Source organism: Marispirochaeta aestuarii, from assembly GCF_002087085.1.
GTDB lineage: Bacteria > Spirochaetota > Spirochaetia > JC444 > Marispirochaetaceae > Marispirochaeta > Marispirochaeta aestuarii.
In genome coordinates this window covers 25,198-47,588 of sequence record NZ_MWQY01000002.1, presented here as the reverse complement: position 1 = coordinate 47,588, position 22,391 = coordinate 25,198, and the positions used below count along the sequence as shown (strand labels likewise).

17 protein-coding genes and 1 tRNA gene are annotated in these 22,391 nt (G+C 53.4%); 5 read left to right on the top strand and 13 right to left on the bottom strand.

Features of this window, described 5'->3' with window-relative positions; all coding sequences use genetic code 11:
• The first annotated feature begins 6 nt into the window (after positions 1-6).
• A complete protein-coding gene (locus B4O97_RS01705) occupies positions 7-1,341 on the top strand; it encodes a hypothetical protein (protein WP_083047698.1) in 1,335 nt (444 codons plus the stop codon).
• Between the two features lie 490 nt (positions 1,342-1,831).
• On the opposite strand, the gene B4O97_RS01695 is transcribed toward B4O97_RS01705, so the two are convergent.
• Positions 1,832-1,905 (bottom strand) — tRNA-Pro (locus tag B4O97_RS01695).
• Positions 1,906-2,086: 181 nt separating this feature from the next.
• Here B4O97_RS01695 and B4O97_RS01690 point away from each other — a divergent pair.
• Together B4O97_RS01690 and B4O97_RS01685 are read left to right on the top strand one after the other, a co-directional pair.
• A complete protein-coding gene (locus B4O97_RS01690; RefSeq protein ID WP_083047694.1) occupies positions 2,087-3,262 on the top strand; it encodes an ATP-binding protein in 1,176 nt (391 codons plus the stop codon).
• A 10-nt stretch (positions 3,263-3,272) separates the two neighbouring features.
• Entirely contained in the window at positions 3,273-4,190 is a 918-nt protein-coding gene (locus B4O97_RS01685; RefSeq protein WP_083047692.1) for a DNA/RNA non-specific endonuclease, read from the top strand.
• On the opposite strand, the gene B4O97_RS01680 is transcribed toward B4O97_RS01685, so the two are convergent.
• The 6 genes from B4O97_RS01680 to B4O97_RS01655 all read right to left on the bottom strand — a co-directional run bounded on the left by B4O97_RS01680 (position 4,187) and on the right by B4O97_RS01655 (position 12,242).
• A complete protein-coding gene (locus B4O97_RS01680; protein WP_158084097.1) occupies positions 4,187-6,991 on the bottom strand; it encodes a M16 family metallopeptidase in 2,805 nt (934 codons plus the stop codon). The genes B4O97_RS01685 and B4O97_RS01680 overlap by 4 nt on opposite strands.
• Positions 6,992-7,118: 127 nt before the next feature.
• Positions 7,119-8,279 carry an iron-containing alcohol dehydrogenase gene (locus B4O97_RS01675; RefSeq protein WP_083047687.1) on the bottom strand — a complete coding sequence of 387 codons (1,161 nt, stop codon included), beginning with the start codon at positions 8,277-8,279 and terminating at the stop codon, positions 7,119-7,121.
• A 97-nt stretch (positions 8,280-8,376) separates the two neighbouring features.
• A complete protein-coding gene (asd, locus tag B4O97_RS01670; RefSeq protein WP_083047685.1) occupies positions 8,377-9,489 on the bottom strand; it encodes an aspartate-semialdehyde dehydrogenase in 1,113 nt (370 codons plus the stop codon).
• A gap of 237 nt (positions 9,490-9,726) precedes the next feature.
• Positions 9,727-10,683 (bottom strand): transketolase family protein, encoded by a 957-nt coding sequence (locus B4O97_RS01665; protein ID WP_083047683.1) that lies wholly within the window; start codon positions 10,681-10,683, stop codon positions 9,727-9,729.
• On the bottom strand, positions 10,683-11,540 hold the full coding sequence (locus tag B4O97_RS01660; RefSeq protein ID WP_083047681.1) for a transketolase: 858 nt from the start codon (positions 11,538-11,540) through the stop codon (positions 10,683-10,685). Before B4O97_RS01660 ends, B4O97_RS01665 begins: the two co-directional genes overlap by 1 nt.
• A 27-nt stretch (positions 11,541-11,567) precedes the next feature.
• Positions 11,568-12,242: a GntR family transcriptional regulator gene (locus B4O97_RS01655; RefSeq protein WP_083047679.1), complete on the bottom strand. Its 675-nt coding sequence runs from the start codon at positions 12,240-12,242 to the stop codon at positions 11,568-11,570.
• Positions 12,243-12,343: 101 nt separating this feature from the next.
• Between B4O97_RS01655 and B4O97_RS01650 the strand changes: the two genes are divergently transcribed.
• A complete protein-coding gene (locus tag B4O97_RS01650; RefSeq protein ID WP_158084096.1) occupies positions 12,344-13,288 on the top strand; it encodes an NAD-dependent epimerase/dehydratase family protein in 945 nt (314 codons plus the stop codon).
• A 30-nt stretch (positions 13,289-13,318) separates the two neighbouring features.
• Here the strand turns inward: B4O97_RS01650 and B4O97_RS01645 are convergent, their stop codons facing one another.
• The 4 genes from B4O97_RS01645 to B4O97_RS01630 are packed head-to-tail and all read right to left on the bottom strand — an operon-like array spanning position 13,319 to position 18,735.
• Positions 13,319-14,179, bottom strand: a complete 861-nt coding sequence (locus tag B4O97_RS01645; protein ID WP_083047675.1) for an inositol monophosphatase family protein — start codon at positions 14,177-14,179, stop codon at positions 13,319-13,321.
• A gap of 11 nt (positions 14,180-14,190) precedes the next feature.
• A complete protein-coding gene (locus B4O97_RS01640) occupies positions 14,191-14,841 on the bottom strand; it encodes a GntR family transcriptional regulator (protein ID WP_158084095.1) in 651 nt (216 codons plus the stop codon).
• Positions 14,838-17,009: an alpha-ketoacid dehydrogenase subunit alpha/beta gene (locus B4O97_RS01635; RefSeq protein ID WP_083047672.1), complete on the bottom strand. Its 2,172-nt coding sequence runs from the start codon at positions 17,007-17,009 to the stop codon at positions 14,838-14,840. The genes B4O97_RS01640 and B4O97_RS01635 overlap by 4 nt, the downstream gene beginning before the upstream one ends.
• On the bottom strand, positions 16,984-18,735 hold the full coding sequence (locus tag B4O97_RS01630; protein WP_083047670.1) for an aldehyde ferredoxin oxidoreductase family protein: 1,752 nt from the start codon (positions 18,733-18,735) through the stop codon (positions 16,984-16,986). The genes B4O97_RS01635 and B4O97_RS01630 overlap by 26 nt, the downstream gene beginning before the upstream one ends.
• 399 nt (positions 18,736-19,134) lie before the next feature.
• On the opposite strand from B4O97_RS01630, the gene B4O97_RS01625 reads away from it, so the two are divergent.
• Positions 19,135-20,439 (top strand): nickel pincer cofactor-dependent isomerase, group 22, encoded by a 1,305-nt coding sequence (locus B4O97_RS01625; RefSeq protein WP_083047668.1) that lies wholly within the window; start codon positions 19,135-19,137, stop codon positions 20,437-20,439.
• 83 nt (positions 20,440-20,522) lie between these two features.
• Here B4O97_RS01625 and B4O97_RS01620 read toward each other — a convergent pair whose 3' ends face one another.
• Both B4O97_RS01620 and B4O97_RS01615 read right to left on the bottom strand, forming a co-directional pair.
• Positions 20,523-21,818 carry a TRAP transporter large permease gene (locus B4O97_RS01620; protein WP_096348829.1) on the bottom strand — a complete coding sequence of 432 codons (1,296 nt, stop codon included), beginning with the start codon at positions 21,816-21,818 and terminating at the stop codon, positions 20,523-20,525.
• Positions 21,819-21,835: 17 nt separating this feature from the next.
• Complete coding sequence (locus B4O97_RS01615) at positions 21,836-22,351, bottom strand: TRAP transporter small permease (RefSeq protein WP_083047666.1); 516 nt, start codon at positions 22,349-22,351, stop codon at positions 21,836-21,838.
• Positions 22,352-22,391 lie beyond the last annotated feature (40 nt).

Here is a 22,391-nt window from a genome sequence, read left to right as displayed (position 1 = left end):
GAAAAAGTGCCATATCAAGCAGGACAGAGATTAAGTGGCGAATCTGCTTCGAAACTTGGGCATCTAGATGTTTTGAACAGTGAGTTTGTCAATCAAGTGGTTGAACAGTTTGAGCACCCAGATGCGTCGAGTATTACATCACCCGATATCGATTGGTTCGAGGTTGATAAATTTGCGCGACCTTTAAAATACATCTTCGCTTCAGATGGGTCATTGCAGCACCTTGCATCTTCAGGTAATCCTAAACGGGAAGTGTCATTTGTTAAAACAGCATTAATGAGGATAGATCCGACTAAAATCGAACAAATCGATCCCGATTATCCTCATCCAAACCAATTAAGAAAACTGATGTCTGAGAGTGCTCAGCATCATGCAACTGTCTTTCCTGTTAAGAATATACGGATTCACGGCACTGATTGGTTGTATGGGATGCGCAAGCTCATATACGACTCCTTTAGGGATCCCCAATTAGATGGCGAGCCATATAAAACCCTCAAATGGGTGGTCTATCAGAAATGGGAGGAAGGTACAAAGAGTAACTCCCCAGCATTTGAGTGTCCCGAGTGTTATGCAGAATTACCTGGAATGAAATATGATACTGATCAGATAGAATGCCCTGAATGTCAATCTGTAATCTTTTTGACTGATATCATAGGTCTTCATATGGAAATGTCAGAAGATTCTGCATCTGAAACCCTCGCTTCTGCATATATGATGATTCATGAAACTATGATGTTATTTACAGCTATCAGATACCTTTGGCAAAAAAACCATCATGTATTAAAAGAAACTCTGTTTCTAAAGGATGGTCCGTTAACACTCCGAGGACAATACTCAAAGCTTGTACCGAATCTACGCAATTTTATCTCAAAAGCAAAAAGTATTGGAGTGACTATTCATCTATGTGGTCAGGAGAAAACTGGTAAATTCGTTGACTTCTTTAAAGGCTATGCGCATCTTGTTGAGCCATTAGAAAAGGGCGCACCTTCAAGGTTTTCTCCTCTTACTCATAAGTTTATACATTCAGAGGTTCAACGGAAGCGTGATCCCAAGTATCCCTATGGATTTAGAACTAACTATGGTGAAAAGGTACTTCTCAAGCAGAGCCCTCATCATCTATTTGTACTCAATATACCGACTGGTCAGTACCTTGATAATGAGAACAAACCAAACAGACGAGAAGATCTCATCGGAGTAGATAGGATTATGGCGACAATCCCCAAAATACTCAGTTATCGACATGAAAGCGCTCTAGTCCCCATTGAATTGGTCAATGGCATCGCCTCTCTATCAAATTATCCTTCGGCTACCGTGCTAAAACTTTTTTCCGGTTTAGAATAGAAGTTGATGATATGATCTGATCTATTGGGCGTTAGAATGTTTTGATTGCTATCTGGAGTATTTACACCCTTTGTTGATAAAAGCTTGATTTATGAGCACTTGTACCATGTGAATAAACCTTCTGTATAAACAGAAAAAGTAATCGTACTCTTACGGTCTATTTTTCCCGGCCCTGGAAAAATGGAAAAGTCTTCCTGAATTATGTCTTCCTCAAAAATCTGGTTTATCAGTGAAGGATTTCGGGGAGGATTTTATGGGTGGTCACAAAAAGCAAAAACCCGATAGGATTCTGCCGAAAGTACGCTAAGAAGCCCGAAAAAGAAGTCCCGGATTTTCTGCAGAAGAGTGATCCAGAGGGCTGGGCCCAGCGAATTGCTGTGCAATTCGCAAGCCCAAGGTCATGGCAGGGTTTTCCCGAAGGGAAAATCCCGAGAATGACCGCCGGAAGCCCGAAAAAAAGAGCGACCGGAGATTCCGATCGCTCTTTTTTTCGGGCTGGGCGGATTTGAACCGCCGACCCCTTGACCCCCAGTCAAGTACGCTAAACCACTGCGCTACAGCCCGGTGTGAGCCTCAAAATATCACGGAGATTATGAGCGTGTCAACTCGTTGGAGGGCAAAAAATTGCTGTTCACCGCCCTGGCTGCAGCAAAACCAGCGCCATCTATGGGTGCTCATATATGAGCTTTACCCGGTTTGTTGTTGCTGATAGACTGTCTTTATACCACTTTTCCGGGAGTAAAGGATGAGTCAGGATTATATCCGTTTTCTTAAAACCGTTCCTTTTTTCAGCCACCTGGAAAACGAGTATCTGGATGAGCTTGCCCGTTACTGTCGGGAGGAGTCCTTTGCTCCCGGGGAGATTCTTTTCAGGGAAGGAGATGCGGCGGACCGCTTTTTTATCATGATGAAGGGGCAGGTGGAGGTCTGGAAAAGCTATGGGACCCAGGATGCTGATCTCCTGACTGTGCACGGTCCGGGAAAACCCTTCGGCGAGATGGCTCTGGTGGACGCCATGCCCAGATATGCGACCCTCAAGGCCCGCAGCTCCGTTACGACCCTTGTGATTCACGAGGAGGAATTCCTTCGGCTGATACGCGACAACTCCGCAGTCGCCCTTGCGGTAATACGTTCTCTCTCCGCCATGGTCCGTCGCAGCAACGATACCCTTTTAGAAGATCTGAAACAGCGTAACCTGAAGCTGGAACAGGCCCTCAAGGAACTGCAGGAAGCCCAGGACCAGCTGATTCAGCAGGAGCGGTTGTCGAACCTGGGTAAATTCTCCTCCATGATTCTCCACGATATCCGTAACCCCATATCCATTGTTCAGGGCTATGCCGAGATCCTGAAACGCTCCGAGGAGCTTCCACAAAAGCACCGGGAATATGTCGAGAACATTATGAGCGAATCCGAGCGGCTGGCAGGCCTTGCCAATGAGTTTCTTGATTACTCCCGGGGCGAGATTCGTCTGGACTTCTCTCCCGTGGAACTGGGCCCCTTTCTTGAAAAGCTTGAAGCCCTGGTTCGTAAGAGAGTCGGCTCCAAAAAGGTCCGGCTGAAATTTGAGCACCAGGGAGTGACCACAGCCATCTTCGACCATGCCAGAATCTTCCGGGTACTGGTAAACCTTACGGAAAATGCCCGAAAGGCCCTGGGCCGGGAAGGCGAGCTGAGTGTCCGCTTTGATGAATATCAGGATTCTCTGCGTATTGTCGTACGGGATACCGGTGAAGGGATGAGCCCTGAGGTTCTGGCCCACGTTTTTGAGCCCTTCTACTCGTCCTCAAAGCAGGGTGGAACCGGTCTGGGAATGCTTATAGTCAAGAACATTGTGGAAGCCCACCACGGAGATATAGATATCACCTCATCCCCGGGAAAGGGAACGGAGATTACTATTCTCCTCCCCCTGCGGAAGATATAGGTAAGGAATAATGGCGAAAAACAGTGCCAACCGGGCTCTGCTGATTCTTTTTGCAGGTCTGGTTCTCGTGGTTTTACTGATTACCTTTGTCGCCCAGGCGGGGACGGGGGAACTGATTGTTCTGATCGGCGACCGGGTGGGGGGAGCCCTCGGCGAGGCGACCAAAATGGTCGGGGAGTCCGTCAAGACCGTTGCGGAAAGGCCCCTGGCTTCGAGTATCAGTGATTATCTGGAAAATCCGGAAACCCTGGCCGTACCGGTGTCGCTGGAGGAAATGGTCTTTGAGATCATTGAAAAAGAAGGGTTTCTCCTCGCCTACAGCAGGGAAAGACAGATCCCTCTATGGGTGGGCTACGAACTGACGGCAGAGGAGCTCGCCGGTGACCTGGAGCGCCTCGACTATTTCAGTAAAGATGATGATCTGGGGGACAGTTCCCCTGTTTCAAGCTCATATACGGGTTCCGGATACGACAGGGGGCATATGATCCCCGCGGCGGATGTCAAATGGTCCGAGGCGGCCATGGCGGATTCCTTTCTTATGTCCAATGTGGCCCCGCAGATTCCGGAACTCAACCGCGGACCCTGGCGGGAACTGGAAGAGGCGATACGGGAACTGGCGAAGGCGGAAGGAGCTGTTATTGTTATTACCGGACCGGTCCTCACGGAGGATGAATATCCCAGGCTCGGCGGTGGGGGATCGGTTATTCCCCTGTACTACTTCAAGGTAGTCCTCGATTACCGGGAGCCGGGGATCAGAGCCTGGGGCTTTCTGATGCCCAACACCGGAGAGATGCTGTCCGACAGGGAGTACGAAGATTTCCTCTTCTCCGTGGACCGGGTGGAAGAGTTTACGGGATACGACTTCTTCGCCTCCCTGCCGGATGAGCTGGAAGAGGATCTGGAAAACAGGGCCCCTTCCATTTTCTAATTTTCCGGTAACAGAATCACCTGAATCAGGTTCTCCTCCCGGAAGATTTCGCTGATTTTATTTTTCACCCCTTCGCTGCTGACCAGTTCCGCGTACTCCTCCGGTGTAAGGAGATCCTCAGGATCATCTCCGTCCTGCAGGGTCTGTTCCAGATGCCTAAGCCAGAAGCTGTTCTCTTTCATCCCGGTCTCGTAGTCCCTCCGGTAGGCTTCGACTTCATTCTCCACGTACTGTTCTTCCGGACCGGTTTCAGCGATCTCCCGGCTGATTTTCAGTACCTCTCTGCTCAGGTTTTCCACCTGCCCGGGATCGGCACCGAAGTAGACGCCTCCTTCCACGTGTTCATAGGAACGACGGTAAAGATTTGCCCAGGCCGAGATGCTGTAGGTGCCTCCCAGCTCCTCCCGGATTCGCTCCCGCAGGGTGTTTTCCAGTATCGATGCAGCGGCCCCGGCCCGGGCGGCATCCTGCCGGCTCCAGGTCATGGGACGGGTAAACATCAGAGCTGCAGTTGCCTTCTCCTCGATTCCTTTGCGGACTGTTTCGTAAACCGGAGCTTCCACCGGCCGGACTCCGTTGTCCCGCCAGCTTTCCGCGGTACCTTTACCCGGTAAAGAGGCAAGGTACTTTTTCGCAAATTCCTTCAGGGTTTCGGGATCGAAGTTTCCCACAAAAATCAGGGTAAAATCCCCGGGATCTGCGAAACGTTCGCGATATATACGCTCCGAAGCTTCCAGGTCCATCCTCGATACGGTTTCCAGGGTAAAGGGTTCCCGTCGTGGACTGCCACCGGAAAGCAGCCGGGTCAGGGTATCGGAGAAGAGGGTCTGGGGGGATTTATCCCGGTTGGCCAGGGAGGTCGAAAGCCGCTCCCGCACCGAATCAAAGGCGGATGTGTCAAAACGGGGGGCACTGAAGTACAGATGAATCAGCTGGAACAGGTATTCAAGATCTCCGGTGGAGGCCTCCCCGGTGAATCCTTCATGATACCTGCCTATGTAGCTTTTTACCGAGGCATCCTTGTCGGCCAGGAACTTCTCAAGTCCTGTTGCGTCGAAGGTGCCCAGTCCGCTTTCCTCAAGAATGGTCACGGCGGTACGTGCGGCAGGAAGCTCTTCCGTGGGCACCAGGCTTTCTCCTCCGGGACTGAATCCTGCAAGAAGCACCCGGTTCTGCTGAAAATCCGTGGGTTTCAGGGCCAGGGTCATACCATTGGAGAGTTCCAGGATGCTGGTTTCCACCGCCGGAAGGCTGTGTGTATTGCTGATTGTTCCCGGTTTGGGGAGCTCTGTAATAAGAGATTCTCCGATTATCTCCTCCCGGTAGGGCGGCAGGTCCTGTTCTGATACGCGCTCAAGCAGACCAAGCACATCTTCTTCACCGGGGAGGGAATCGCTCGCCGGCAGGGAGACTGTAATCAGACGACCCTTATCGGGAAAGAAACGGTAAAAGAGGGAGTTGACCTCTTCCAGGCTCACCAGGGGCAGCTCCTTTTTGAAGAGCTCGTATTCGAAATCGATGCCCGGCATGCCGACACCTTTGAGGTAGTACTCCCCGATCTCCCGGATTATGGACGAGGACTCCCGGTTTTCCTGCTCCTTCCAGGCGTTTTCAACAGCCTTCATGACCCGGGACCTTTCCCGCTTCAATTCAGGCTCGGTAAAGCCGTGGAGTTCAACCCGGCGCAGCTCCTTCAGGAGTTCCTGCAGAGATACGAGGATGTTTTCCGGATTCCCCTGTGCCGTGAGATAGCTCAGGTCCACCTCGCGCACATAGGAGTAGCTCGAACCCCCGGCCCGCATGAAGGGAGGCTGTGCCTCCCTTGTACGTTCATCAAGCCGTGAGTTCAGCATGTTCCAGAAAAGGATTTCCCTGATCTCCTGCCGATAGTCCTCGACGCTTTCAAGGGGGGAGGGCGGCAGCTTGGTCATAAGTTCTACCCTTCCAATCGTGAGTTCCGGGTCCGAGAGCACCAGGGCCTGGTTCTCCTGGGAGAGGGGGACCGGAATATTCGGACGCCGGGAACTGTTTTCGCTTTCCGAAAGACCGGAGAAGTACTCGCGGATAAGACTTTCCGCCTCCCCTGCATTGATGTCCCCCACGACTGCTATCCCCATTAGTCCCGGATGGTACCAGCGCTGATAGAAATCCCTGACCCCTTCAGCGGAGATGTTCATGACCACATCCATCTTGCCGATGGGAAAGCGTTCGGCATAGCGGGATCCTTCCAGCAGCCTGCTTATCTGGGTATCCCTGATGCGGGTCTGGGCTCCCTGTCGCAGGCGCCACTCCTCCCGAACCACAAGGCGTTCCCTGTTCAGGGCCTCCGGGTCAATTCGGATTCCGTCGGCCCAATCCTGCAGAACAAGAAAGCCCTTCTCGATAACTTCAGGATCATCCGCCGGCAGTTCCAGCTGGTAGACGGTTTCATCGAAACTGGTGTAGGCGTTCAGATCGGGGCCGAAACGCATGCCCAGGCCTTCCAGAAAATCTTCCAGTCCCCCCTCGTCAAAGTGGGTACTTCCCTTGAAGGCCATATGCTCAAGGAGATGTGCAAGCCCCTGCTGGTCGTCTTCTTCCAGTACCGATCCGGCATTTACAAACAGGCGCAGGGATATCCTGTTTTCCGGTTCATGGTTCTCGCGGATAAAATACCGGATTCCGTTGTCCAGCTCTCCCTGCAGCACTTTCGGGTCCAGGGGCAAGGGCGTTTTGCCGGCCGGTGCAAGGCCTGCGCATCCGCTGAAGATTATAAGTAAAAATACGGCAGGCAGAATCCTTGCGATATTGTGTCTCATCATGTACTTGTCTCCTTGACAGGGCTGCCGGCAGTACGGGGATCCGCCTGTAAGCCCCTCGGGAGTAAAAGTAAACATCATGAACCAACTTTTCAAGCGTTCCTGAAGAGGGATATAAACAGATAAGATCCTATCCCCGCTGGAGAATCTTCAGGAGCTCCAGGTAGTCTTCGCTTTTCATGGGTCTGGGATTGTCCCGGTTGCTACCATTTTGAGCAGATTTCTCTGCAAGTACGGGAAAGTCGCTCTCCCGGATCCCCAGTTCGCTGAACCGCGGTAGCCCCACTTCGACGGCCAGAAACTTAACCCGTTCCACGGCACGGCGTGCTCCTTCTTCGGAGCTTTCAAAGGCGATGCCCATTACCCGGGCTATCCGGGCGTAGAGATCCAGAGCATACTCCAGGTTGTATTCCATTACCACCGGAAGGGCTACCGCGTTACATACCCCGTGGGGGCTGTCGTACATGCCGCCCAGGGCCTCCGCAAGGCAGTGGACCGATGCAACGTCGGAGTGGCTGAAGGCTATACCTGCGATAAGACTGCCGAGCATCATGCCGGCCCGGGCTTCCATATCCTCCGGCGTTTTTACAGCCCGGACAAGAAATGAGTTTATCAAGTCTACAGCATGAAGGGCGGCGGCGTCGGAGAGAGGGTTGGCGTTCCTGGCGGTGAAGGCCTCGATGGCATGGGTGAGGGCATCCATTCCGGTGGCGGCGGTGAGGGCGGAAGGCATGGAGACGCTAAGCTGCGGATCGATAAAGGCGGCCCGGGGTGCTATTCGTGGAGATTTAACGGTGAACTTGAACTTTGCCCTGCTGTCGGTAATGACTGCGCTGAAGGTCACCTCGCTTCCGGTTCCGGCGGTGGTAGGGACGGTATACAGGGGCAGAATCTTTTCGCCGATTCTGCTGCTGTCTTCGTAGTCCCGCACTTCGCCGCCCTGGGGAGCGAGGATGGCCACCGCCTTGGCACAGTCCATGGGGCTTCCGCCTCCCAGGGCAATGAGGGCCTCTGCACCCTTCTCCCGGGCAAGGGCTGCGGCGGACTGCACGTTGTGATCCTTGGGATTCGCTTCAACCCCGCCATAGACGGCACAGCGGACGCCTCCGGTTTTCAGGACGTCGAGGATCTTTCGGGTAAAGGGCATATCCTTCAGGCCCGGGTCGGTGATCAGCAGCACCGAGGAAATGCCGTCTCTTTTAATCCTGTGGGGCAGTTCGGCGACAATATTCTCACCATAGCATATTTCTGTGGGAAAGACGTAATCGAAGCTTCGTAACAAGTCGGTCATGACGTATTCCTTCCTGTCGGCCGGGGCCGGATAGAATGCTGAAAGAATACAAAAAAAACTGCCCGACGGGAATCGGGCAGTTTACATATCGGCTTTTTTAAGCCGGAAAATCCTTCAGAATCGAGAGCATCCGTCTAAGGGGCTCGGCGGCTCCCCACAGAAGCTGGTCTCCAACGGTAAAGGCGGAGAGGTATTCATCCCCCATGCGCATCTTCCGAAGGCGGCCCACCGGAACCTTCAGGGTCCCGCTGACTGTGGCCGGAGCCAGGCGCTTCATGGATTCTTCCTTGTTGTTGGGAACAAGTTCGACCCACTGGTTGTGGCCGGCGATAATCTCTTCAATCTCGTCCATGGGAGCGTTTTTTGTCAGTTTGATCGTCAGGGCCTGGCTGTGACAGCGCATGGCACCGACCCTGACACAGAGGCCGTCCACGGGGATCTTCGGGTCCAGGTCGAGAATCTTGTTGGTCTCCGCGTACCCCTTCCACTCCTCCTTGCTCTGTCCGAGTTCGGCTGCCGCATCGATCCAGGGAATCAGGCTCCCTGCCAGGGGTACACCGAACTCCGAAACGGGAAAATCCGGGGAGTTGAGGGTTTCGGTAACAATGCTGTCGATTTCGAGAATTGCAGAAGAGGGGGTATCCAGCAGCTTTCTTACCGGTCGTTCCAGGGCGCCCATCTGAGAGAGGAGCTCCCGCATGTTCTTTGCCCCGGCGCCGGAGGCAGCCTGATAGGTCATGGAGCTGATCCACTCCACGAGCCCCGCATCAAAGAGACCGCCCAGTCCCATGAGCATGAGGCTGACGGTACAGTTTCCGCCTATATAGTCCTTTACCCCGGAGCTGAGGGCCTTGTCGATTACCTGTCGGTTTACCGGATCCAGGATAATGATGCTGTCATCACTCATGCGAAGTGCCGAGGCAGCGTCAATCCAGTACCCCTGCCATCCGCTTTTTCTGAGTTCGGGATGCACTTTCTTTGTGTAGTCACCGCCCTGACATGTTACCACAACATCCAGCTTTTTCAGTTCCTCAACCGAAAAGGCGTCCTTCAATGGGGGGGCTTCGATCCCGACGTCGGGGGCCTTCTGTCCAATCTGGGATGTGGTAAAGAAGACCGGTTCAAATCCTGAAAAGTCCTTTTCTTCCCGCATCCGGTCCATCAGCACCGAACCGACCATACCTCGCCAGCCGATAAATCCTACACGCATCTACTGCTCCTGAAAAATAGGGTGGCTGCCCCAGGGGCAACCGCTGTATTTGTCAAAGAAAAGTTTATCATAACGCTTATATTTGCATCAAGACGAATAAACCCCTCAGCAGCTGCCTGCGTGAGGGGTTTATGGATCGGAATATGTTCTGCCGCACGGCCACGGGAGATGTCTGACGGGTGTGAAAAGCGGCTCCCGCGCGTCTGTGCCGTCGGCGATGTAAACCTTTTACACTTTTCAGGCTTTGCGTTTTACCGCTTTTTTTACAGCCTCGGTAATGGCCTCTACGGAAATACCGTACTTGGTGAGCAGGGTATCATAGGGACCGGATTCTGTGAAAGTATCCGCCACACCCACGTACTCCATGGGAGCCGGGGTGCTCCTGGAAAGGGCTTCCGCCACGGCTCCGCCGATACCGCCGTAGATATTGTGTTCCTCTGCGCTGACCACGGCGCCGGTTTTGCCGACGCTTTTTTTGAGCAGGTCCGTATCCACGGGCTTGATCGTGTGCAGCTCCAGGACCTCCGCGGAGATTCCTTCCGCAGCAAGTTTTTCCGCCGCTTCAAGGGCCATGGGGACGGGGACGCCCGCAGTTGCGATGGTGCAGTCCTTTCCTTCCCGCAGGATCCGGCCTTTACCGGTCTTGAAGGGCTCATCGATCTCCAGGAGGGGTGCAGGGTTTCTGCTTATGCGGATGTAGGTAGGTCCGTCATGCTCAAGGGCTTCCTTGAGGGCTTCCTCGGCTTCCCTGCCATCAGCGGCCACAACAACCCGCATGTTGGGCAGAGCCCGCATTATCGCGATGTCCGTCAGGGCCTGATGGCTCGCTCCGTCAAAGGAGTCGGAGAGTCCGCCGTATCCCGCCACGATTACCACCGGGAGATTGTTGTAGCAGATTACGTTCCTGATCTGGTCGGTACATTTGAGGGCCAGGAACAGGGCGAAGGTGCTGATTACCGGCCGGTACCCGCAGGTTGCGAGTCCGGCGGCCACATCGGTCATGTTGGCTTCCGCGACGCCCACGTTAAAAAAGCGATCCGGATAGGCTGCGCCGAATAGTCCGGTCTTGGTGGATGATGAAACATCAGCGTCGAGAACAACGAGTTCAGGTTTGGTTTTTCCAATCTCAACAAGAGCCTGACCAAAGGCGTCTCTCATGGAGACCTGTTTGTCTGATACCTTTGCAGTTGCCATTATTTTGCCTCCAGTTTCGCAAGGCCGGCTTCCAGTTCCGGTCTGGCCTTGGCGTAGGTTTCGTCATCAATGGGGGCTCCGTGCCACTTGTGGTTGTCTTCCATGAAGGAGACGCCCTTACCCTTGTGGGTCCGGAAAATCATTACCGACGGCCCTGCCTCTTCGGAATCGAGCCATGTGAAGGCCTCGGCTATTTCGTCATGATTGTGACCATCGTAGACCTTGGGGGCTACACGCCAGCCGAAGGCCCGGAATTTTTCATCCAGCGGATCCAGGGGCATGATCTCGGAAGCGGCTCCGTCGAGCTGAACCTTGTTGTAGTCAACCAGAAGGGCGAGCTTTTTCGGTTTGAACTTGGCGGCTGCCATGATACCTTCCCAGCTCTGTCCCTCGTCGAGACAGCCTTCGCCGGTAATGACGTAGCTCCAGAAGTTCTTGCCCGAGAGCTGAGAAGCCAGGGACATGCCCAGGCCGACGGATATTCCGTGCCCCAGTGCTCCGGTGGACATTTCCACGCCCGCAGTTTTATTCATGCAGGGGTGTCCCTGCAGACGGCTGTTCAGATCCCTGAAGGTCTGAACCTCTTCCACGGGAAAATAGCCGCGATGGGCAAGGACGGTGTAGAGCATGGCCGATGCATGACCCTTGCTCAGAACCAGCCGGTCCCGCTCCTCCCATTTAGGATCATCAGGACGGATATTCATCCGTTCAAAATAAAGATGGGTCAAAAGATCGGCCACCGAAGAGGCTCCTCCCCAGTGTCCCGTGCCCTTCTTGTGCAAAACATCAAGCACTTCCAGGCGAAACTGTTGAGCAAGCCGGGCGAGTTCCGTCGACCTGCCGGTAGTTGTCTGCATTCCTGTACCTCCGTTGATATACAAATGCTAAAATCTATCTAAGGTAACCGCGGCCTCTCTGGACGCGATTATATGCTCACGCATGTACTGTTCCACCGCCTCGGCATCCCGGCGGGCAAAGGCGTCTATGATTCGAATATGTTCATCGTTTGTCTTATTCGCCCGGCTGGGACTCTTGCCTGCAAGAATCCGCACCCGCAGATGCTGGTCCATTATGTCCTGATAGGTCCGTATGAGCGTCTCGTTGCCGGAGGACTCTATCAGGAAATCATGAAAACTCCGGTCCAGATAAAACCATTTCTTGTAGGAGATCTGGGCAAGGTTCTTGTCGCCGAACTGCTCCCTGAAACTCTCCATCTTTTCCAGGTCAACTGTGGGACAGATTTGACGGGCAACGGCAGGTTCAATGAGGAGCCGGATATCGAAGATCTCGTAGACGTCCTTGATTGAAATCTGGGTGGCAAAGGTTCCCTGCCGGGGATAGATGGACACCAGGCGGTCCCGCTGCAGGCGTAAAAGGGCTTCCCGAATAGGTGTACGGGAGGTTCCGAACTCCTCGGTAAAGCTGTTCTCGATGATGATTCCGCCGGGAGGAATTTCCCCGTTAATAATGCGTTCCTTGATGGATGTGTAGATAAAGTCCTGAAGAACAGCCTTTTTGCTTATATCCGCCGTTCCGCTTTGTCCTGCAGTATTAATCACGGGCTTCCTTATATATTCCTGGCTTATCTATTGCGTACGATAGATATATCAGTATAATATCTAGTACCAACGAATCTGTCAATATTTATATGGAGGTTTACATGGCTGTATTGGTAACCGGGGCCGGCGGTTTTCTCGGTCCCGAGATAATTGATCGTGTACTTGCAAGCGGAAAAGAGGTTCTGGCCTTTGATTTTGCGGATCCCAAGCCGGAACTGCTGGAAAAATGGAAGGGAAAAGTCGAGTTTATTCAGGGGGATATCCGGGATCGTTCAATGGTCAATCACCTGGTAACGAAGAGCGGAACCGAGGACCCGATTATTCACCTGGCCGGAATCCTGACCGCCGGTTGTGACAGAGATCCGAATATGGCCATCGCTGTAAATATCAACGGTCTCAACTACGTTCTCGACGCGGCCGTCAGGAACGGCAAGCGCCGCACTGTTTTTGCCAGCACCATCGGAGTGTACGGGCGGGGACTCCCTCAGCCGATTAAAGAGGATATGCCCGCTGAACCCGACGGATGGTACGGCTTTACAAAACTCATGGGTGAGCACATGGGGCTTCTGTATGAACGTCGTCACGGACTCGACTTCCGGGCAGCCCGTTTCGCCGCGGTAACCGGACCTTTCCGCCAGGCAGCAGGGTCGGCGAGTCTTTTTACCTCTCATATAGCGGAGAAGCCCGCTCTCGGTCAGGCCTACGAGGTTGAGGTTACCGAGGACACCGCGTATCCGGTCGTTTACCTGAAGGATGCTGCGGATGCACTATTTCAGATCGCCTTTGCCGATACGGCACCGAGCAGGATCTATAATGTGGCTTCCGGACGGGTTGTGGTTTCCGAGATGATCAAGACGGTCAAGGAGATCATTCCCGAGGCAAAATACACCTTCAAGCCGGACCCGGTAATTATGGCTGTTGTGGAAGGCTACAAAGAGTGGAACATCAGTACCGAGCGCATCTCCGCCGAGCTGGGCTGGACCCCCACCTATACGCCGAACGAGATGGTAAAAGATATTATCAAAGTTGTTAAGAGCAGGAAATAATCGGACTTGACGAGGATTCTCCCGGCTCTCTCAGGGGCCGGGAATCATTACTTCGGGCAGGCTGACCTGCGAGCGGACCTGTTGGTAGATCTCCTCGTTCGGGGCTGCGATCAGGTTGCTCCGGAGGTAACAGAAGCGTTCATGATCCGGGTTCAGAACGAACTGCCTGGGTGAAATTTGCGGATCGAGATCCTGTCCGTCCGCACTCCGGACAATAAACCCGGCGTTTTTAAGCAGGGGGAGAGAGCCGGCCAGATCCCAGAGTTTCATATACCCCACATAAGCCATGAAGCGGCCCTGAAGCATATAGGCGAAGGGAACAACCACGCATCCCAGGGTTTGAACCGGGTTCGCGAGATTTCCCAGTTTTCCCCGGACGACATCCTGGGAGATCCCGACAATGGATTTTTCTCCGGAGGCGGACCGCTCAATCTTCAGCGGTGCCAGGACAGGTTTTTCTCCCGGAGCGGGGCGGGCGTAGAGGATCTCCCCGTGATGGCTGATGTAGTATTCCCGGGTTACCGGCAGATAGACCGCTCCCTCGGTGAGCCGTCCCTGCTGCATAAAGCCGACGGAGACTCCCCAGTGGGCAAGGTGATGGGCGTAGGGAACCGTGCCGTCGATGGGATCCACTATCCAGGCCGTGTGGCGAAAGGCCTCTTCTATATATGATGAGGACCGGGTGGCGATGGTTTCCTCTCCGATTAAAAATGAGCCCTCTTCCGGTTTATGGAAGCTTTGTGCAAGAAAACCTTCCACTGCGTGGTCGGCCCTGGTTACCAGGCTCTGGTCGTTCTTTACGGAGATTCCTGGATCATCATAGAGATCAAGGGCAATGCGGCCGCACTCGTCAAGGAGTCTGGCCAGGACTTCGGGATTCCATTCTGTCATTATGTTTTTCCTTAATTAACCTGTCCGCGGACAACTTTCTGCATGATGCGCACCTTTGAGTTCTGTATGTGGGTCTTCAGAACATCGATGGCGAGTTTTGTGTCCCTGACGCAGATGGCGTCTATCAGCCTGAGGTGCTCTTCGCAGGTGGTGGTACGTACTTCGTTGTCCCTGAACCCGAGTTCCCGAAAGGTCTGAATCAGATGGTAGAGCTGGTTGACCATATTAATCAGCCGCCGTCGACCGCAGGATTCAATAAGATAAGTATGAAGTTCGGCGTCAACTTCGGCATGACGCATATAGTCCTTGGTATTGCTGATTTCCTGGATCTCCTTGCGTATCTCGATCAGTCGCTGGATACTCAGGGCCGGAATTGCAAACTCCAGGGCCAGGGCCTCAAGGGACCGGCGGATCTCGAAGATATCCTCCAGATCATCGGCGGTAAAAGGAAAAGTCTTTGCCCCGCGGTTTGGAATAATCTGGATCAGCTGGTCCTGTTCCAGTCGCTTGAGTACGTTGCGGATAGGAGTCCGGGATGTCCCGAACTCCTTTGCAAGACTGTCTTCCCTCAGAAAGTTTTCCGAGGGATACTGATTGTGAATGATCCTGTCGAACAGGGTAGTGTAGATGTCATGTGAACCAAGGGCCGTTTTTTCTTTCATCTCCATGCTCTTTTTGCCATAGCTGTAAGTTTTTCCTCGATTTCATCATCGCTGATTATAGCCGCAGCTTCCAGCCTTCGGGAAACGGAGTTGGGGACATTCAGCGAAGAGATGCAGCCCACCGGCGCATCCAGATAGTCGAAGAACCTGACCATAACCTGTTCCGCGATTCTCGGACCGATGGTCTGGGCACCCGCAGCTTCCTCCACGATCGCCATAACGCCGGTTTTCTGCAGTGACCTGCCGATTGTATCATAATCTATGGATGGTAGATCAAGAGACCTGAGGTCTATAATTTCCGCAGAAACCCCCTGACCGGAGAGTTTTTCTGCTATTTTCCTGCATCGTTCTCCCATGACCCCGTACACCAATACCGTAATATCGTCGCCAGGCTTGATAATCTTCGCCTTCCCGAAGGGAATGCAGTAGTCCAGATCATTCTCAGGGATTTCAAAGCTTTTTGTATACAGGGAATGATGTTCAAGAAAAATCACCGGGTCATTGGAGTGCATGGCGGTGTTGAACAGGCCGATATAGTCGAAAGCATTGCCCGGGGCCACGATCCTCCAGCCGGAAAAGAGGGCGAAAAGGGCCACCGGATCCATGGAGTGCTGCCCTCCGTAGCCGACGCCGGTGGCTATTCTGGCACGGGCCACCAGGGGCAGGTCGGTTTTGCCGCCGTACATGTGCCGGGCTTTGGCTATCTGGTTAAAGAGCTGGTCTCCTGCCACCAGGGCGAAATCGGGGAACATTATCTCGATAATTGTTTTGAGCCCGGTCATGGCAGCGCCGCAGGCCAATCCCGTAAAACCGGCCTCGGAGATGGGGGTATTTACGACCTGCTCGGGGAAGCGATCGGGGAGTCCCTTGGTCGCCCCGTAAGCTCCCCCGCCGAAGTTGGCGATCTCCTCTCCGAATTCATAAACGGTTGAGTCCTTCTCCATCCAGCGGCCGGTAACAAGCGCTATGGACTCCGAGTATCTGGCCTTCTTTTTCGGCCCGCTGTAGGTATCGTCAATATAGGGCAGTCCCTCAAGTTCGCTGCCGTCGGAGCGCATACCCTCGCCAGCAGTTGCAGGGTCCGGCCACAGCGACTCTTTTATGATGGTTTTATCTTCGCCTTCGACACAGAAGTCCAGCGCAGTTTCAACTGCTTTCTTTGCCGCGGCTTCAATCGCACTGATCTCCTTTTTTGTAAGGAGCTTCTGTTCAAGAAGTGACTCGGGAAAACGGGTTCGGGGGTCCAATGCCAGGCGACGGGCTTCCTCTTCCTTGTCCCGGTATCCGTAGGAGCTTCCCGGAACATCCCCGGCATGGTGATAATGACGCCAGCACTTTGCCTCGACTATTGCAGGACGTCCGCCTTTTCTGATTTCTCCGCTTACCTTCTCCATGAGGCGGTATATTCCGGGTGTGTCCTGCCCGTCGACAATATATCCGTCCATGCCGTAACTGGCTGCCCGCTGGGATATGTCCTTTACGGCGCAGGCGTCGTCATTCCGGGTTCCCACGGCGAACTCGTTGTTCTCCACAAAGAAAATGATGGGAAGCTTCCAGATTCCCGCCAGATTCAGGGCTTCATGGAAGGCTCCCTGGTTTGCCGCTCCGTCCCCGAAATAGCATACCACTACATTTCCGCTTTTTAGTTTCTGCTCGGCGTAGGCCGCGCCCACTGCCAGAGGTATTCCTCCGCCCACGATGGCGTTGGAACCGAGAAAACCCGCCTCCTTCCAGCGAAGGTGCATGGAACCGCCCCGGCCGCCGCAGTACCCGGGAGCAAGGCCGAGGATCTCCGCAAAGGTGCGGTTCACTACTTCCTGGGCCTCCCCGGGCCACTCCTGGGTGCCCGGGTCCCAGTCGCCGAGGACATAGTTAAGGGCTTTGCTCAGAAACTGGTGGTGCGCCCGGTGACTTCCCAGAACCTTGTCGCTCTTTTTCAAAGGGCCTATGCTGGCCGCCGCTACGGCCTCCTGGCCTACACTGGAATGAACCGGTCCCCATACGGCATCGGCATTCTTGAGGCGCAGCAGTTCCTGCTCAAAATGATGGATCAGGTCTATCTCAAAAAGCAGCCTGGCTGCGGTTTTTTTCCCGAGTCCCTTCAGGTCCGCTTCCTCGGCAGACCATTTTTCCCAATGAAAATCAACTGATAACGTGTGCTTTTTCATCCCGTTCTTTCCTTATATTATTGTATTCCCGTATCATTATCTGAAGGTCCGCTTCGGTGAGTACGGCCCCCTCTTTTGTAGCTTCCTTGAGCAGTCTCTTCGGCAGGGTGTCCTGTTCCGGGCCTATCCCCTCCCTTCGGTTAAAAGCCCTGGTCTTCTGGGTAATCTGGTTGGCAAGAAGCTCCAGTTCTTCCTTGTCCATCTTCATGCCTGTTGTGGCTTCAATCATCTCGGAAAGTTCATCCCAGAGATAAAAATCCCGGAAAAAGCGGCAGAGAATCATTGAATCAAAAAGGGCCGCCCGGTCTTCGTAGTCAATGTGATAGCGCGCCTTGCCGGAGATCTCCTCGGGGTCGACCTCGCCGGTAAGTTCCGCCTTGTAAAAGGTCCCCCGAAGGTGACAGGCGCCCCGGGGAGACGTGGCATAGGAGAGCCCCATGCCTTTGAGAACCCGGGGATCGAATCCTGCCGGCTCGAGGCCCTTTACATGAATTGCGATATCCTCAAGGTCAAGTTCCGCGGCGGCGGTTTTTATACCCTTCGCAAAGATGGCACCCACACCTTCCGCATTGGCAAGGAGCCTGAAAAACTCCGCCATCCGGTCGGGCTGGTTGTAATCGATGGCGAAATCGGTTTTACCGCATTTGTAGGCTTCCACCGCCAGGGCAGAGAGATTTCCTGCACTCATGGTGTCCAGCCCCAGGCGGTCGCAGATGTCGTTGAGCCAGGCGACCTCTTCCAGGGAATCAAGACAGTTCAGTCCCCCCAGGGCATAGATGGTTTCGTACTCCGGGCCGTCGATCTCGAGCCCCGCGTGCCTTCCGGACTTTACTTTTGCGTGCTTGGTGCACTGCAGAAAGCAGGAAGGACATCCGTGCCTGGACACCTCGAAATGCTCATGCATATAGTCGGCACTCAGGTTCTGCCAGTGTTCCGATACCCCGCTCTGCCAGTAGCGGGTTGGAAAGCAGCCTGCGCCGTTGGTTACCGCCACCTGGGAGGGGGTACCGTAGGTCTGGTATTTCTTTGTTACCGGAGAGTCTTTCCAGGTTGTGGCGATCTTCTTGACCAGCTCCGTCAGTTTCTCAGGATCAGCTATTTCAGCCTTTTTTGTCCCTTTGAAGGAAATCCCCTTTATTTCCTTGGATCCCATTACTGCTCCCAGCCCGCCGCGCCCGGCACTCCGCCACAGATCGGATTTTATGGCCGCCTGGGCCACCAGGTTCTCCCCTGCGGGACCTATAACCATCGCTCCGGCACCCTTGCCGGCTCTGGAGAGGATGTAGCGTTCAGCGTCATAGCATTCTGCACCCGTGATTTCCCCGGCGTCGTGGAACTCGACCCCCTCCTCGTCTATGCTGAGGTATACCCGGGAGCTGCTTTTCCCCTGTATGATGATTGCATCCACTCCGCAGCCCTTGATTTTTGGGGCAAGTTCTCCTCCGCAGTAGGATTCGCAGAAACCTCCTGTAGCAGGACTTTTGGAAAAGACGGCATACCGGGACTGGCTCCATATACGGGTGCCGGTTATAGGACCGACACAGATAATCAGGCGATTTTCCGGAGAAAAGGGATCGACGCCGGGAGGGTTCTCCTCCGTCAGCAGATGGGTCCCCAGGCCCTTTCCCCCAAGGGTTGTTTTGAGAATATCGTCGGAAATGTCCTCATATGTAAAACTGTGATCTGTTGCATCGATTCTGAGTATTCGGTTGAAAAAACCTTTCACAAATGACTCCTGTCAAAAAGTGTTCTCATATTGTACGCCAATTATTGTTATTACGCAACCAAAAGGGCTTTGATTGTATTAAATTGTATACTTATCTTGAGCAATTTCTGCTTAATCCGGGGAAAGCGACTTTTACTCAGGAACAGGTTATGTGTATATTAGTATATAGGTACAGTATTCAGGATACTGAATAATCTGCCGAATGTGTGATCCGGGCAATCACCCGCAGGCTGCAGAGAATCCGTGGGGTGAACTCCTGCAGCCCGGCATGTGCTGAAATCCCCTGTTCCCCCGGGTTACCTTAATACAATTTTGATATTATTGTTGATAAAGTAATGATTATAGAAGATAATTGTATTTTAACATAATCGAATACCTGTACTAGAGGGAGTGTGTGGAATGAGTACTAATCTGCGCGAAAGTGTCTGGGATCGGAATGGTGTTGTCCAACGAATGATTGGCGGTACCCCGCTTCCAAGGATGGTCAAGGTCCGTCAGAAACTGAATGACGACGTACTGGAAGATATTCCAGGGGAAATAAAGAAGCAGATAAACCAGCAGAAGATCGCGGGAACCATAAAACCGGGAATGACCGTTGCGGTTACCTGCGGCAGCCGCGGTATTGCCAATATCGCCCTGATCATCAGGGAGACCGTTGCGGCCCTTAAAGAACTGGGCGCAAAACCCTTTGTCTTCCCCGCCATGGGGAGCCACGGCGGCGGAACCGCGGAAGGTCAACGGGAAATGATCGAAGGTTTCGGCGTTACCGAGGAATATGTGGGAGCCCCGATAAAGGCCTCCATGGAGGTCGTGCAGGTGGCCACCCTTGAGGACGGGCGCCCTGTTTATATTGACAAGTATGCCTCGGAGGCTGACGGCATAGTCCTGGTGGGAAGAATAAAAGCCCATACGGCTTTCAGGGGGCCCTACGAGAGCGGCATGCTCAAGATGATGGCTATTGGAGTTGCCAAGCACCAGGGGGCCGAGGCCTGTCACAGCCAGGGTTTCCGCAAGATGGCGGAGAATGTTGTAGCCTACGGAATGGCTATTCTGAAGAATGCCAATATTCTCTTCGGGCTCTCCATCATCGAGAATGCCCATGACGAGACCAACCGCATTATCGCCCTTACCCCAGAAGAGATCCCCGAGGAGGAGCCGAAGCTTCTTAAGGAAGCCAAGGAAAAGATGGCGCGGATCTTTTTTGACAAGCTCGACATCATGGTGGTGGATGAGATAGGAAAGAACCATTCCGGAGACGGTATGGATCCCAATATTACGGGAAGTTACTGTACCGAGTTTGCCTCGGGTCCCCCCAGGGTGGAGGAGTATGTAGTACTGAACCTTTCCGAGGCAACCCACGGTAACTGTATCGGAATAGGCATGGCCAATTACACAACCAGGAAGGTTTTTGATCAGGCGGACTTCGATGCGGGCTATCCCAACGCCCTGACCGCCAGAGTTGCCATAACCGTCCGTATGCCCATGGTACTGAAAACCGACCGTCTCGCCATTCAGGCCGCCATGTATGTGCGCACGGGTAACGGTGTGGACAATCCCAGAGTCTTGAGAATACGGAACTCCTCCCACGTGGATGAGATCTGGATTTCCGAATCCATGCTGGATGAGGCAAAAAAGAACCCGGATATCGAGATCCTCGAGGACCCGAAAGAGATGGAGTTCGATGCTGAAGGGAATCTTCTGTAAGCTGCCGTCCCGGGATAAAAAAAGCCGGCTGAAGCGTACGCTTCGCCGGCTTTTTTTTATCTGAAATAAAATACTCTTTCTAACTATTCGATAAAGCCCGTGAGTCTCGGCAGGAAGAGGGTGATCTCCGGAACATAGGTAATAAACAGAACAGCGATCATCTCGGCGATTACAAAGGGCATTACCTTGGGGACCATCTTTTCCACGGAACACTTGGCAATCGGCACAGCCGTAAAGAGACATACCCCAACAGGCGGCGTGGTAAGGCCGATATTCAGGTTGACCAGCATGATCAGGGCAAAGTGCAGGGGATGTACACCGTATTCCATGGCCAGAGGCAGCAGGATGGGGGTGAGCATGATAACGCTGGCGGATATCTCCATAACCATTCCCATAAAGAAGAACAGCACGTTGACAACCAGCAGGAAGACATACTTGTTGGTAATGACGGAGGTCATCACCTCGGCAATATGCTCGGGGATCTTCTCGATGGTCAGTACCATGCTGAAGAGCTGGCTTGCGGAGATGATCAGCAGGATGGTTGCAGAAACCCGGCCTGCGTCAATGAGGCTGTCGATCATGTTCTTCACGGTAAGGGTTTTGTAATAGAACACGCCTACCAGAAAAGCGTAGAGACAGGCAACAGCTGCAGCTTCCGTGGGGGTAAAGACACCGGTAAGAATACCACCGATGATTATAAGGGGGACCATCATTGCAAGAACGGATCGACGGATTATGTAGAAGGCTTCTTTGGCGCTGATCCGTTCTGTCCGCTTCGGATGGTTCAGCCTGATGGCGTAAATATAGGCCAGGATCATCAGGGAGAGGGCCACCGCGAGACCGGGGAGGAAGCCGCCCATGAACAGGGCTCCTACGGATTCTCCGGTAACCGAGGCATAAATTACCATGATTATGCTGGGGGGAATGATCGGTCCGATAACCGAGGAGGCCGTGGTAACAGCCGCAGAGTATTCTGCGGAATAGCCCTCTTCCTTCATGGCGGGAATCAGAATGGAGCCGATGGCCGCGGTGTCCGCAACAGCCGCTCCGGTGAGACCCGCAAAGGCGATACTGACGACGATATTTACCTGCGCCAGGGCACCCCGGACACGACCGACCAGAAGACGCGCAAAGTTGACCAGGTCCTTCGTTATTCCCGTGTTGTTCATTATGTTACCGGCGAGGATAAAGAAGGGCAGGGCCAACAGAACGTAGTTATCGATCCCTCCGTAGAGTTTCGAGGCAATGGCTATAAGGGGAAGACCTTTGAAGAAGAGGAGGTAGATAAGGGGTACCAGACCCAGTACAAAGGCGATGGGTACGCCTATTACAAGAAGAATTACAAAAAGGAAAACCATTGTGTATACTGCAATATTCATAAAATTCTCCGGCTCCCTTAAAAGTCGTGTCCGCCGCTCAGCAGGTACTCACGGTCATCGCCTTTCTCCTTAAAGAAACCGACGGTGAAGTAGGTCATGTGAACGAGCATGAACAGTGAGCCCAGGGGCAGGTTTAGTTTAACCCAGTACATGGGAACTCGCAGAATCGACCCCTTCTGTCGCCAGGCGACGTCTGCGGATTTGTAACCGTAAATAAGTACAACAAGCAGAAAAAGGACGATTGTAAGGTATCCGAGGATAATGGAGAACTTGCGGAGTTTGGGCTTCATCCGGGTAATGAAAAACTCAATGCCTATGTGGCTCCGTTCCTTGAGGGCCACCGCAGCTCCGATGTAACCGATACCGATGAGTATCCAGCGCATAAGTTCCTCGTTCCACGAGAGGGAGTTCCCGATGGCGCGGAAGAAGACGCCGACAATCGCCAGAATAGTTACGGACAGGACATAGACAAAGAGCCACCACTTGGTGACCACATGCACAATGTCACTGGCTTGTTTCAGATATTTTACCATTGGTGATTATCTCCAATTGATAGCGAAGTAGATTAGATAA